The sequence below is a fragment of the Streptomyces sp. NPDC040410 genome, assembly GCF_055595715.1.
In genome coordinates this window covers 91,300-103,761 of sequence record NZ_JBVIVK010000010.1, presented here as the reverse complement: position 1 = coordinate 103,761, position 12,462 = coordinate 91,300, and the positions used below count along the sequence as shown (strand labels likewise).

Sequence of the window (12,462 nt, the reverse complement as noted above, 5' to 3'; positions counted from 1 at the left end):
CTGGGCGGAACGTCCCGTTCGGGTGAGGGAGTTGTCCACATCCGGCCGGTGGTCCACCGGGTCCGGCGGGCGGCGGCGCGAAGCGTCATCGTGGCAGAGCAAGCCGATCCCTCGTCCACAGGTGGTGGTCCCGTGTCGTTCCCTCACTCCTCTCATCTCTTGCCCTCGCGTTCTCCATCGCCTTCGTGGGCTCCCCGCCCGATCGGCCCGGAGGCTCCCGCGACCCGCGAGGTGCCGCACTTCGCTCCCGTGCGCGTCCGGGGCGGGCGATATCGGCTGCGCCGGTTCGTACGGCACCGGCGGCGGGCCGTGGCGGCCGGGCTGGTCGTCACCGCGGCCGCGCTCGTGGCCGCGGGGCCGCGGGACGCCGACCGGGCACGCGGTCATCCGGTGTCCGAGCCGGTGCGGGAGCACCGCGCCGTCGAGATGGTGACCGCGCCGGTGCGGATCGCCGACGGCGCCACGGTCCGGCTGCTGCGGCCCGGCGACCGCGTGGACGTCGTCGCCGCAGGGGAAGCGTCGGCGGGCGGCGAGGCGACGCTGGTCGCACGCGGTGCGCGGGTGACGAAGGTGCCGGAGCCCTTGGACGCCGCGACCGAGGGCGGGGCGCTGGTCGTGCTCTCGGTGCCGCGTTCCACCGCGACGCGCCTGGCCGGTGCGAGCGCGACGGCCCGGCTGGCGGTGACGCTGTGCTGAGCCGGTGGACAGGGCCGCCTCGCCCTGACGTAGGTTGCGGAGCTGTTCGTTCCACGACCTGTGCACACGACGAGAGGCCCCCGAGGTGAGCGAGAAGAAGGAACCGAACGTCTGGCAGGGCTTCAAGGCCTTCCTGATGCGCGGGAACGTCGTCGATCTGGCAGTAGCGGTGGTGATCGGCGCCGCCTTCACCAACATCGTCAACTCGGTGGTGAAGGGCCTGATCAACCCGCTGGTCGGTGCGATCGGCACGCAGAACCTCGACAACTACAGCTCCTGCCTGAGCCCGACGTGCGAGGGCGACCAGGGCATCCGGCTGCTGTGGGGCTCGGTTCTCGGCGCCACGCTGACGTTCGTGATCACCGCTTCCGTCGTCTACTTCCTGATGGTCCTGCCCATGTCGAAGTACCTGGCGCGGCAGGAGACCCGGAGGAAGGCGAGGGAGGGCATGCACGAGGTCATCGAGGTGACCGAGCTGGAGGTGCTGGAAGAGATCCGCGACGCCCTGCTCGCGCAGCAGCAGCGGGGGGCGGGCCACAACGAGCCGTAGGACCTGGCCCTCCGGGCTCAGACGTGGTGGGGCGGCTTCTCGTCGAGGAAGCGCTTCAGGTCGGCCGCGCTGTCGCCGGCGGCACCGGGCCGCTCGCCCCATCCCCGGTCCGTGTCGTCCGAGGACTGCTGGTCCAGCGGGTCGTCGAAGATCAGCGCGGCCTTCGGCTCGCGCGGCTCGGACTCGGGGGCGGTGCTCATGTGTCCAGGGTACGGGCCCTGGGCGGCGCGATCGCCGGTGGATCCATTCACGAGAATCTCGGTGGCTTCCGGGCGCTGCACGCGCGCCACTTCGAGGTGGGCACAGCAGCAACCGGCCTGCCGACCACGGCACTGCTGGTGATCCTCTGCACGTTCCTCGGCGACCGGGCCGTTCTGGCGGCGGGTCTGGTGGCGGCAATGGCGGTGGCGGCCGGGGTGGCGCTGACCTCGCGCACGGCCCTCCGGGAAAGGAGGGCCCCGGCGCCGGCCGCCTGACGTGCCGGACACGGCGTCCGGAAGGTGACGGACACGGCGGTGGCTGAACGAGACTGCCCCCATGACAGTTGACGCATTGACGGACGTCACCGGCGTGCGGGTGGGGCACGCGACGCGTGCCGGCGACGGTTGGCTCACCGGCACCACGGTCGTGCTCGCCCCCGACGGCGGGGCCGTAGCCGCCGTGGACGTACGCGGAGGGGGTCCCGGCACCAAGGAGACCGACGCGCTCGACCCGCGCAACCTCGTGCAGAAGGTCGACGCGATCGTCCTGACCGGAGGGAGCGCGTACGGGCTCGACGCGGCATCCGGGGTGATGGCCTGGCTGGAGGAGGAGGGGCGCGGGGTGCCCGTGGGGACGGACCCGGCGCACGTCGTGCCCGTGGTGCCGGCGGCCTGCGTCTTCGACCTGGGGCGGGGTGGCGACTTCCGGGCCAGGCCGGACGCGGCCACCGGCCGGGCGGCGGTCGAGGCCGCCGCCGCGAGCACGCCCGGAGCACGGGTGCCGGAAGGCTGCGTGGGCGCCGGTACGGGAGCCGCGGTCGGTCGGATGAAGGGCGGAGTCGGCACCGCGAGCACCGTCCTCGGCTCGGGGGTCACCGTGGCCGCGCTGGTGGTGGCCAACGCCGCGGGGTCGGTGACGGATCCGGAAACGGGCGTCCTGTACGGGGAGTTGTTCCAGGGGCGCGTGGAGTACCCGGAGGCACACGTCCACGACGCCGCCCGCCGGCGCCTCACGGAAACCGCGGCGAAGAACGCGCCTCCCCCGCTGAACACGACGCTCGCGGTGGTCGCCACCGACGCCGGCCTGTCGAAGGCACAGGCGCAGAAGCTGGCCGGCACGGCGCACGACGGCATCGCGCGCGCCGTGCGGCCGGTGCATCTGCTCCACGACGGAGACACGGTGTTCGCTCTCGCCACAGGAGGCCGCCCGCTCCATGCGGAGGACCCCCTGGCCCTGAACGAGATCCTCGCGGCGGGGGCGGACATGGTGACGCGGGCGATCGTGCGCGCCGTGCGCGCCGCCGAGTCGGCGGAGGGGCCGGGTGGCTCGTGGCCGTCGTACGAGGAGTTGTACGGGAGTAGGTGAGCGCGGCGCCCGCCCCCTGAGGCAGGGCGATTGTCCCGGTTCTGTCACGCGATGGCGTCAAAGGCGGCCGGAGGGAACCTCACCGGCCGTCGAATCCCTCTTTCTCCACGCACTGGAGCGGACCACGCACATCACACGAACCTGGAGCAGCCCGTGACAACGCCGGACATAGCAGCGCGGCGCGTAGTGGGGGCCTGTGCCGCCCTGATGGTCGGCACCCTCACCCTCACCGCCTGCGGTGGCGACGCCAACGCGAGCAACGACAGCAAGGACGGCAAGGACTCCGCCGGCACCTCCACCGCGAAGATCGTCATCTCGGCGAAGGACGGCTCGAACGGCGCGTCGATCAACACGACCGGCGTGAAGGTCAGCGACGGCACGCTGACCGACGTCAAGATGACGGTGGCGGAGACGGGGCAGGCCGTGCCGGGCTCGTTGTCGGCGGACGGCGGTTCCTGGAAGCCGAAGGAACAGCTGGAGCGCGGGACGAAGTACGAGATATCGGCGACCGCGAAAGGCGCGAACGGCAAGAGGGTGGCCGCCGACTCGACGTTCACCACCGTCAGTTCGGCGAACAGCTTCATCGGGACGTACACGCCGGACAACGGCACCACGGTCGGCGTCGGGATGCCGGTGTCGTTCACCTTCGACAAGGCGATCAGCGACAAGAAGGCCGTGCAGTCCCACATCACGGTCACCTCCAGCAGCGGGCAGGAGGTCGTCGGGCACTGGTTCGGGGCGCAGCGGCTCGACTTCCGTCCCGAGGAGTACTGGAAGTCCGGCTCCAAGGTCACGATGAAGATCGACCTGGACGGGGTCGAGGGCGCGAACGGCGTCTACGGGGTGCAGAAGAAGTCCGTCGCGTTCACGATCGGGCGGTCGCAGGTCTCCACGGTCGACGTCAACACGCAGACCATGACGGTCGTACGGGACGGCAAGACCCTCAGGTCGCTGCCCGTCTCGACGGGCAGCCCGGAGTTCACCACGTACAACGGCCAGATGGTGATCTCCGAGAAGTTCACGCAGCTCCACATGGACAGCAGGACGGTCGCCCTCGCCAACGCCTACGACATTCCGGACGTCCCGCACGCGATGCGGCTGACCACGTCGGGGACCTTCATCCACGGCAACTACTGGTACGACAAGGCCAACCCGCCCTTCGGCCGCGAGGGCACCAGCCACGGCTGTGTGGGCCTCCAGGACGTCCAGGGCGCGCAGGGCGACACGAACGCCAAGTGGTACTACGACAACTCGATCGTCGGCGACGTCGTGATCGTCAAGAACTCTCCCGACAAGAAGGTGACGCCGGACAACGGACTCAACGGCTGGAACATGGCCTGGAGCGAGTGGATCGCGGGGAGCGCCGCCTGATCACGGCTCAGACCACCCGATCCGGCGAAGTGCCCTTCGACCGGCGCGTTTTGACGGATCCTCGGGGCCGCCTGGGAACTTCCCGGGCGGCCCGGGCGTTTCCCGGGCGTACGTTTTCTCGGTTCCCGGACATGATGTCCGATCGAGGGGCTACGGTATGCACCCACAAGGTGACATGCAGCAACGCCGGGAGAAACCTTGAGCGTTCCGTACGAGACGACAGCGTACGAACCACCCGAGTCGCCCGAGTCTCCGGAGGAGCACCTCGCGCGACTCCTCGGTCGCGCCCTCAACTCGTTCGAGCTGCCCGACGAGGCGATTCGGCGGCTCGACTGCGCCCTGGCGCACGACAGTTCCCTGCACTCCGCGCACCACAGCGCGGGGCTGCACCGCGAGACATACCGGCACACCTGGCTGCTCGCCGACGGCTCGGCGCTCACGCTGTGGGAGCTCGTCCACAACACCGCGCCGGGCAGCGACCCGCAGCACGAGGTGTACGCCGACGAGGAGGAGCTGCGTGCCGCGACCGCCCGGCTGCCGCTGCCGGCGGACGCGCCGGACTTCGAACTGCCGGTGACGGTCCAGCTGTCGCCGGTGCACCCGCCCCGGCACGCGTACGTGCCGGACGACTCGGCCGACCACGCGCGCCGGCTCCTGCGCCGGGCGGAGAACCCCGACCGGCCGGACGCGGCGACCGCCGCCCTGCTGACCACGGCCTTCGCGCACCAGATCACGCAGGCCTTCGGCCGCCCGTACCGCGCGGGGCGCGGCGCCCTGCCCTTCTCGCTCTACGAGCACGCGTTCCTGCTGCGCGACGGGCAGGAGGTCTCCCTCTGGGAGGTCGAGCACACGGCTACACCCGACGGGCGGCACATGTGCGAGGTGTACGTGAGCGAGGAAGTGGCCCGGGAGGCGATGGAGAGGCGAGCGGCACAGGTCTCGTGACCGGCGCCCCCGGGCGCCTCAGCGGCCGTCGCTGAACTGCCGTACCAGACCCGCGAACGCGTCCTCCTCCGCCGGAGTCAGTTCGACGGACTCCGGACGGGGGCCGGTCTGCCGCCGGTACGGGAGGGCGGGCAGGGTACCGCCCGCGCGCCGCAGGGCGGCTTCGAAGCGGCCGCGGCGCAGCATGTGGGCCAGTCCCATCGTCCAGGCGAGGGTCACCAGGACGAGAAAGCTCACACCCAGCAGCTGGTATATCGAGACGTGCTCAGGCATGCGGTCCAGTAGACATCACGGTCCGGGATTTTGGCCCCGTATCGTGATGTATCTCCCAGGTGCCGTGAACAACCTCACAGCACCCCAAAGGGACACGAGGACGGCAGCACGCCAGGAGAAGCGAACGGCAGACGGGCGGCAACACGCCAGGGGCACGAACGCCGCACGGCCGGCCGCAGCCTCGTCCCGCTGGGGCTGCGGCAGTCGCCGCGGTGCGGCCTGCGTTCCGGTGAGGACTACGCCGCCACGGGCTGCTTCTCCGCCGCCGGAGCCTCCGCGCCCGCTCCGGACCCCGTGGCCACGGCCCCCGGAGCCGGCTTGCTCATGCCCTTCAGGACGACGACCAGCGCCGTCGTGACGCCCACGCCCACCGCGATGGCGACCAGGTAGAGGAACGGGTTGCCGATCAGCGGGACCACGAAGATGCCGCCGTGCGGGGCGCGCAGCGTGGCGTCGAAGGCCATCGACAGGGCTCCGGTGACCGCGCCGCCCACCATCGATGAGGGGATGACGCGCAGCGGGTCGGCCGCGGCGAACGGGATCGCGCCCTCCGAGATGAACGAGGCGCCCAGCACCCAGGCGGCCTTGCCGTTCTCGCGCTCCGTCTGTGTGAAGAGCTTGCCGCGCACGGTCGTCGCCAGGGCCATGGCCAGCGGCGGGACCATACCCGCCGCCATAACGGCCGCCATGATCTTCATGGCGGAGTCGCTGGGGCTCGCGACCGCGATGCCGGCGGTGGCGAAGGTGTACGCGACCTTGTTGACCGGGCCGCCGAGGTCGAAGCACATCATCAGGCCGAGCAGGGCGCCGAGCAGGACGGCGTTGGAGCCGGTGAGGCCGTTCAGCCAGTCGGTCAGGCCCTTCTGGGCCGAGGCGATGGGCTTGCCGATCACCACGAACATCAGGAATCCGACGATCGCCGAGGAGATCAGCGGGATCACGACCACGGGCATGATGCCGCGCACCGACGGCGGGATCTTCACCTTCTGGATCGACAGCACCACGCCACCGGCGATCAGACCGGCCACGAGTCCTCCGAGGAAGCCCGCGTTGATGGTCACCGAGATCGCGCCGCCGACGAAGCCGGGGACGATCCCGGGCCGGTCCGCCATGCCGTAGGCGATGTAGCCCGCCAGGACCGGGACCAGGAAGCCGAAGGACACGACGCCGATCTGGAAGAGCAGCGCGGCCCAGCTGTCGCCCTGGTTCCACACGAAGTGGTCCATGACCGACGGCGCCTTGTTGATCTTGTAGCCGCCGATCGCGAAGCCGAGGGCGATCAGCAGGCCGCCCGCCGCGACGAACGGGACCATGTAGCTGACGCCGCTCATCAGCCACTTGCGCAGCTTGCTGCCGTAGCCCTCGCCGGATTCGCCGGCGCGCTCGACCGGCGTACCGGGCGCGGCCCCCGCGGTGGCCTCGCCGCGCTCCGCCTTGCCGCGGACCTCGGAGATGAGCTCGGTGGGCCGGTTGATGCCCGCCTTCACACCGACGTCGACGGTCGGCTTGCCGGCGAAGCGGTCCTTCTCTCGTACGGACACGTCGTGGGCGAAGATCACGCCGTCGGCCGCCGCGATCACGGCCGGGTCGAGCCGGGTGAAGCCGGCCGAGCCCTGCGTCTCGACGACGATCTCGACACCCGCGTCCCGGCCCGCGTTCTCCAGCGACTCGGCCGCCATGTAGGTGTGGGCGATGCCGGTCGGGCAGGAGGTGACCGCGACGATACGGAACGGCCGCTCGCCGGCGCCGGAGGCACCGTCGTCCGGCGGCGTGGTGACCGTGGCGGCGCCGGCGGAGGCCGCCGCCGGCTCCGCCACGGAGTCTTCGGAGGCACCCTCGGCAGCCGCCGCGGGCTCGTCCTGGCGGATGAGCGCGGCCGCGGCCGCCGCCTCGGATTCCGACCGCAGTGCGTCGGTGAACTCGGCGTTCATGAGCTGACGGGCCAGCGACGACAGGATCGTCAGGTGGGCGTCGTCGGCGCCGGCGGGGGCGGCGATCAGGAAGATCAGGTCTGCGGGGCCGTCCGCCGCGCCGAAGTCGATGCCCGCGGAGCTGCGCCCGAAGGCGAGCGTCGGCTCGGTGACGTGCTCACTGCGGCAGTGCGGGATGCCGATGCCGCCGTCCAGGCCGGTCGGCATCTGGGCCTCGCGTGCTGCCACGTCGGCGAGGAAGCCGTCCAGGTCGGTCACCCGGCCCAGGGCGACCATGCGCTCGGCGAGAGAACGCGCCGCCGCGTCCTTCGTGTCGGCGGACAGGTCGAGGTCGACCAGGTCCGCGGTGATCATGTCGCTCATCGCGGGCTCCTTCGCACGCGTATCGCCCGGGGAGTGGGGTGGCCGGGGTGGGGACGGGGGTGCGGTCGGCGATTTCGGAGGCGGTGGAGGCGGGGCCGGGGAAGCTGTGCCTCCACCGGGCGGCAGGGCAGCTGAGGTGGCCCTGCCGCCCTTCGGCCGCGGCGGGTAACGGGGATCCCCGCCGCTGCAGGACCGGTCCGGCGCGAAGGCCGCAGCGCACGACGCCGGTCATGACACCGGCGCCTTCAGTAGGCGGTCCATCGGCACGTCAGCCGTGACGGTCACCGCCGCCAGGTCCAGGTCGCCCGGCCTCGGCATCACGCTGCCGGGCAGCCGCACGGCAGCCGCGCCGTGCGCGACCGCCGAGGCGAGCGCCTCAGGGCCGCTGCCCCCGGCGATCAGGAACCCGGCGAGCGAGGAGTCGCCGGCGCCGACATCGCTGCGTACGGCGCCGACGCGCGCGCTGCCGAACCAGACGCCCGAGCCGTCCACGAGCAGCTGCCCGTCCGCGCCCAGGCTCGCGAGCACGGCACGCGCGCCCATCTCGCGCAGCTCCTCGGCCGCCTTCACGGCGTCGCCGACCGTCGCCAGGGGGCGGCCCACGGCTTCCGCGAGTTCCTCCAGGTTCGGCTTGACCACGTCGGGCCGCTCGCGCAGCGCCGCGAGCAGCGCGGGACCGGAGGTGTCCAGCGCGATCCGCGCGCCCGCGGCGTGCGCCCGCGCGACCAGCTCGGCGTACCACGACGGGGCGAGCCCCCGCGGCAGGCTCCCGCAGCACGCGATCCAGTCGGCGTCGCCCGACTGCGCGCGCACCGTCTCCAGCAGCAGCTCCCGCTCGGCCGCGGACAGCTCGGGCCCGGGCGCGTTGATCTTCGTGAGCACGCCGTCCGCCTCCGCGAGAGCGACGTTCGAACGGGTGGCTCCGGCGACCGGAACCGGCGCGACCTCGATGCCCTGCGCGTCGAGCAGCTCGGCGACCTGCGCCCCCGGCGCCCCGCCCAGGGGCAGCACCGCGACCGTGCGCTGTCCGGCCGCCGCGACGGCGCGAGAGACGTTGACGCCCTTGCCGCCGGGGTCCATGCGCTCACCGGCGGCGCGGATGACCCCTCCGCGCTCCAGCGAAGGGACCTCGTACGTGCGGTCGAGGGACGGGTTCGGGGTGACGGTGAGGATCATGCGCGCACTACTTCCGTGCCGCCGCGCTCGATGGCGGCGGCGTCTTCTCCGCTCAGCCCGCTGTCGGTGATCAGCAGGTCCACGTCGCTCAGGTCACCGAAGCGGGCGAAGTGCTCCTGACCGTGCTTGGAGGAGTCGGCGAGCAGCACCACCCGGCGGGCCGCGGCGATCGCCGCGCGCTTGACCGCGGCCTCGGCGAGGTCCGGAGTGGTCAGGCCCTCGGCCGAGAAACCGTTGGCCGCCACGAACAGGACATCGGCCCGGATCTCGGCGTACGCACGCAGCGCCCAGGCGTCCACGGCGGCGCGCGTACGGTGCCGCACGCGCCCCCCGACGAGGTGGAGCTGCATCCCGGGGTGGTCCGCGAGGCGGGCCGCGATCGGCAGGGAATGCGTGACCACGGTGAGCTCCGCCTCCAGCGGGATCGCGCCGGCCAGGCGGGCGACGGTCGTACCGGCGTCGAGGATCACCGCGCCCTCCATCGGCAGCTCCGCCAGGGCCGCCTTGGCGATCCGGTCCTTCTCGTCGGCCGCGGTCGACTCGCGCTCGCTGAGGTCCGGCTCGAAGTCGAGGCGCCCTGCCGGGATGGCACCGCCGTGCACCCGGCGGACGAGACCGGCCCGGTCGAGGGCCTTCAGATCCCGGCGGATCGTCTCCGCCGTGACCTGGAATGCCTCGGCCAGCGACACCACGTCCACCCGGCCGCCCTCACGGGCGAGCCGGAGGATCTCCTGCTGCCGCTCCGGTGCGTACATGCCCGCTCTCCTCCCACCGACCGATGCCCGAACATGTGGCTTCGCCTGGGAGGCTACGCCCCTGTTTCAGAAAAGTAAACAGGTTCGGGCGCAATCGGGCATGAACGGACTTCCGGTCTGTCCGGTGGGGAGGAAGGGGTGGGTGGGGACATGCGGAAGACCCGGCACCGCATCAGGTACCGGGCCTTCACCGGGAGCGTCGGCTCACGACACGAGCTCGCGCTCCGGCCCCTCCACCGAAATCCGTTCCTCGGCCGCCCCTTCACCGTGCTGCGCCACCCGCCCCGGCAGCGCGAACATCAACAGGAAGATGGCGACCATCACGGCGGCCACCCAGCCCAGTGCATGCTGGAAGGCGTCCACGAAGGCCGGGCCGACCTCACCGCGTCGCAGGTCGTCGTCGATCACGCCGAAGAAGACCACGGACACCAGGCCGAGCCCCAGCGCGTTGCCCATCTGCTGCACGGTGTTGATGAGACCCGAAGCCGAACCCGAGTGCTCGCGCGGTACGCCCGACAGCACCGCGTCCGTCAGCGGGGCGACGATCAGGCCCATGCCCACACCCATCACGACCAGCGGAAGGGCCATCTGCCAGGAGGCGATCGCCATGCCGTACCGCCCGGACTCCCAGAGGTAGATCAGGACACCCGCCGCCATCACCAGCGCGCCCGCCTGCAGGACCCTGCGTCCGAAGCGCGGGACCAGCTTCTGGACCGAGATGCCGGCCGCCGCCGAGACGGCGATCGAGAACGGGACGCCGGTCAGCCCGGCCCGCAGCGGCCTCCAGCCGAGGCCGTCCTGCATGTACAGCGTCCACACCAGGAAGAAGATGCCGAGTGCGACTCCGAAGACGGTCTGCACCGCGATGCCGGCGGCGAAGCTCTTCACCTTGAACAGGGACAGTTCGACGAGCGGGGAGCCGTCGCGGGCGGTCTTGCGCCGTTCGTACGCCACCAGTGCCGCGAAGACGGCGAGCGCGCCGCCCATCGAGACGTAACCCCACAGCGGCCAGCCCAGCTCACGGCCGCGGGTCAGCGGGTAGAGCAGCATCAGCAGGCCCAGGGTGACGAGGGCGACCCCGACGAGGTCGAGCTTCAGCGCCTTCGGCGCCTTCGACTCCGTGATGAAGCGGCGGCCGAGGACGAGGCCCGCGATGCCGACCGGCAGGTTGATGAGGAAGATCGGGCGCCATTCCAGGCCGAAGAGGTTCCACTCGGTGAGCAGGGCGCCGAGCAGCGGGCCGGAGACCGCCCCGAGCCCGACGATCGCGCCGAACAGACCGAACACCTTGCCCCTCTCGTGCGCCGGGAAGGTGGCGTGCACGATCGACAGGACCTGCGGCACCATCAGCGCCGCCATGGCGCCCTGCAGGATGCGGGAGGCGACCAGCATCTCCGGGCCCGCGGCGAAGCCGCACAGCGCGGAGGCGACGGTGAAGCCGCCGATGCCGACGAGGAACAGCCGCTTGCGGCCGTGGATGTCGCCGAGCCGCCCGCCGGTGATGAGGCCGGCGGCGAAGGCGAGCGCGTAACCGGCGGTTATCCACTGGATCTGGCTGAAGGACGCGCCCGCGTCCCGCCGGATCGACGGGATCGCGATGTTGACGATCGTGACGTCGACGAGGTCCATGAAGGCCGCGGTCATCACGATCGCGAGGGCGAACCAGCGGCGGCGGTCCGCGGTGCGGGCCGCGTCTGCCGGGCCGGTGGGGCTGTCCGGGCTGTCGGAGCTGTCGGAGCTGTCGGAGCTGTCCGAGCTGTCCGAGCTGTCGGAGCTGCTGTCCACAAGGGATTCGGTGGAGGTCATGTCCCCGAAGCTAGGACCGCATTAGGTCAGATCATGTCCTAATTCTGCGGCATCCTCGGACTCATGACGACGGACACTCCGGCCCGGCTGCTCCAGCTCCTCTCCCTTCTGCAGACGCCCCGGGAATGGCCCGGCGGCGAGCTCGCCGACCGGCTCGGGGTGTCCCGCCGCACGGTCCGGCGGGACATCGACCGGCTGCGCGAGCTGGGCTATCCCGTGCAGGCGAGCAAGGGCGCCGACGGCGGCTACCGGCTCGTGGCGGGCAAGGCGATGCCGCCGCTCGTGCTCGACGACGAGGAGGCGGTGGCGATCGCGGTCGGGCTGCGGGCCGGGGCGGGGCACGCGCTCGAGGGGGTGGACGAGGCGTCCGTACGGGCGCTGGCCAAGCTGGAGCAGGTGCTGCCCTCGCGGCTGCGTCACCGCGTCTCCACCCTCCAGGCCGCGACGACACCGCTGACCAGTGGGGACGGGGCGACCATCGCGCCCGAGACGCTGACCGTGATGGCGTCGACGGTGGCCGGACGGGAGCGGCTGCGGTTCGCCTACCGCGCGGGGGACGGCACCGAGTCGCGGCGTGTGACGGAGCCGTACCGGCTGGTGTCGACGGGCCGCCGCTGGTACCTCGTGGCGTACGACCTCGACCGCGCCGACTGGCGCACCTTCCGCGTCGACCGGGTGAGCGAGCCGTTCGCGACGGGGGCGCGGTTCGCTCCCAGGGAGCTGCCGACGGGGAGCGCGGCGGAGTACCTGCGGCGGTCGATGTACCGGCGACAGGAGACGTACGAGTTCGTGGTCACGTTCGCCGCACCGGCCGAGGTGGTGGCCCCGCGGCTGCCGGCCTGGCTCGGTACGCCCGAGCCGCTCGACGACGGCGGCTGCCGGCTTCGGGCCGCGGCCGGGGACTCCGCGGAGTGGCTGGCGGTACGGCTGGCGATGCTGGGGGTCGAGTTCACCGTGCACGAGCCGCAGGAACTTGTGCGGTGTGTACGGGAGTTGGGCGGGCGAATGGTCCGGGCCGGGGGCCTCTGAC

13 protein-coding genes are annotated in these 12,462 nt (G+C 72.0%); 7 read left to right on the top strand and 6 right to left on the bottom strand.

What is annotated here, in order from left to right; translation table 11 throughout:
• The first annotated feature begins 159 nt into the window (after positions 1 to 159).
• Complete coding sequence (locus tag ACZ562_RS20840) at positions 160 to 696, top strand: hypothetical protein (protein ID WP_471181105.1); 537 nt, start codon at positions 160 to 162, stop codon at positions 694 to 696.
• Positions 697 to 781: 85 nt separating this feature from the next.
• Positions 782 to 1,246, top strand: coding sequence for a large conductance mechanosensitive channel protein MscL (gene mscL / locus ACZ562_RS20835; protein ID WP_471181104.1), 465 nt, complete (start codon positions 782 to 784; stop codon positions 1,244 to 1,246).
• 17 nt (positions 1,247 to 1,263) lie between these two features.
• Here mscL and ACZ562_RS20830 read toward each other — a convergent pair whose 3' ends face one another.
• Entirely contained in the window at positions 1,264 to 1,446 is a 183-nt protein-coding gene (locus ACZ562_RS20830) for a hypothetical protein (protein WP_471181102.1), read from the bottom strand.
• On the opposite strand from ACZ562_RS20830, the gene ACZ562_RS20825 reads away from it, so the two are divergent.
• From ACZ562_RS20825 to ACZ562_RS20810, 4 genes are all read left to right on the top strand, one after another.
• Complete coding sequence (locus ACZ562_RS20825) at positions 1,447 to 1,722, top strand: hypothetical protein (protein ID WP_471181099.1); 276 nt, start codon at positions 1,447 to 1,449, stop codon at positions 1,720 to 1,722.
• A gap of 61 nt (positions 1,723 to 1,783) precedes the next feature.
• The gene (locus tag ACZ562_RS20820) at positions 1,784 to 2,812 is read left to right on the top strand and encodes a P1 family peptidase (RefSeq protein ID WP_471181096.1); all 1,029 of its coding nucleotides are present in this window, start codon (positions 1,784 to 1,786) and stop codon (positions 2,810 to 2,812) included.
• Positions 2,813 to 2,965: 153 nt separating this feature from the next.
• Positions 2,966 to 4,183 carry a L,D-transpeptidase gene (locus ACZ562_RS20815; protein WP_471181093.1) on the top strand — a complete coding sequence of 406 codons (1,218 nt, stop codon included), beginning with the start codon at positions 2,966 to 2,968 and terminating at the stop codon, positions 4,181 to 4,183.
• Positions 4,184 to 4,381: 198 nt separating this feature from the next.
• A complete protein-coding gene (locus ACZ562_RS20810; protein ID WP_471181091.1) occupies positions 4,382 to 5,128 on the top strand; it encodes a DUF6227 family protein in 747 nt (248 codons plus the stop codon).
• Positions 5,129 to 5,146: 18 nt separating this feature from the next.
• Here the strand turns inward: ACZ562_RS20810 and ACZ562_RS20805 are convergent, their stop codons facing one another.
• The 5 genes from ACZ562_RS20805 to ACZ562_RS20785 form a co-directional block, all read right to left on the bottom strand.
• Positions 5,147 to 5,401, bottom strand: coding sequence for a hypothetical protein (locus ACZ562_RS20805; RefSeq protein WP_471181088.1), 255 nt, complete (start codon positions 5,399 to 5,401; stop codon positions 5,147 to 5,149).
• A 236-nt stretch (positions 5,402 to 5,637) separates the two neighbouring features.
• Positions 5,638 to 7,695 (bottom strand): PTS fructose transporter subunit IIABC, encoded by a 2,058-nt coding sequence (locus ACZ562_RS20800; protein ID WP_471181085.1) that lies wholly within the window; start codon positions 7,693 to 7,695, stop codon positions 5,638 to 5,640.
• Positions 7,696 to 7,923: 228 nt separating this feature from the next.
• The gene (pfkB, locus tag ACZ562_RS20795) at positions 7,924 to 8,871 is read right to left on the bottom strand and encodes a 1-phosphofructokinase (protein ID WP_471181082.1); all 948 of its coding nucleotides are present in this window, start codon (positions 8,869 to 8,871) and stop codon (positions 7,924 to 7,926) included.
• A complete protein-coding gene (locus tag ACZ562_RS20790; RefSeq protein WP_471181079.1) occupies positions 8,868 to 9,626 on the bottom strand; it encodes a DeoR/GlpR family DNA-binding transcription regulator in 759 nt (252 codons plus the stop codon). Before ACZ562_RS20790 ends, pfkB begins: the two co-directional genes overlap by 4 nt.
• A gap of 204 nt (positions 9,627 to 9,830) precedes the next feature.
• A complete protein-coding gene (locus tag ACZ562_RS20785) occupies positions 9,831 to 11,270 on the bottom strand; it encodes an MFS transporter (protein WP_471181532.1) in 1,440 nt (479 codons plus the stop codon).
• A 225-nt stretch (positions 11,271 to 11,495) separates the two neighbouring features.
• On the opposite strand from ACZ562_RS20785, the gene ACZ562_RS20780 reads away from it, so the two are divergent.
• Positions 11,496 to 12,461: a helix-turn-helix transcriptional regulator gene (locus ACZ562_RS20780; protein WP_471181076.1), complete on the top strand. Its 966-nt coding sequence runs from the start codon at positions 11,496 to 11,498 to the stop codon at positions 12,459 to 12,461.
• Position 12,462: the final 1 nt, after the last annotated feature.

Excerpts from the sequence above, each read along its gene's own strand:
- ACZ562_RS20830 (WP_471181102.1), bottom strand. The coding sequence starts at position 1,446 with ATGAGCACCGCCCCCGAGTCCGAGCCGCGCGAGCCGAAGGCCGCGCTG.
- ACZ562_RS20820 (WP_471181096.1), top strand. The coding sequence starts at position 1,784 with ATGACAGTTGACGCATTGACGGACGTCACCGGCGTGCGGGTGGGGCAC.
- ACZ562_RS20805 (WP_471181088.1), bottom strand. The coding sequence starts at position 5,401 with ATGCCTGAGCACGTCTCGATATACCAGCTGCTGGGTGTGAGCTTTCTC.
- ACZ562_RS20800 (WP_471181085.1), bottom strand. The coding sequence starts at position 7,695 with ATGAGCGACATGATCACCGCGGACCTGGTCGACCTCGACCTGTCCGCC.
- pfkB (WP_471181082.1), bottom strand. The coding sequence starts at position 8,871 with ATGATCCTCACCGTCACCCCGAACCCGTCCCTCGACCGCACGTACGAG.
- ACZ562_RS20790 (WP_471181079.1), bottom strand. The coding sequence starts at position 9,626 with ATGTACGCACCGGAGCGGCAGCAGGAGATCCTCCGGCTCGCCCGTGAG.
- ACZ562_RS20785 (WP_471181532.1), bottom strand. The coding sequence starts at position 11,270 with ATGACCGCGGCCTTCATGGACCTCGTCGACGTCACGATCGTCAACATC.
- ACZ562_RS20780 (WP_471181076.1), top strand. The coding sequence starts at position 11,496 with ATGACGACGGACACTCCGGCCCGGCTGCTCCAGCTCCTCTCCCTTCTG.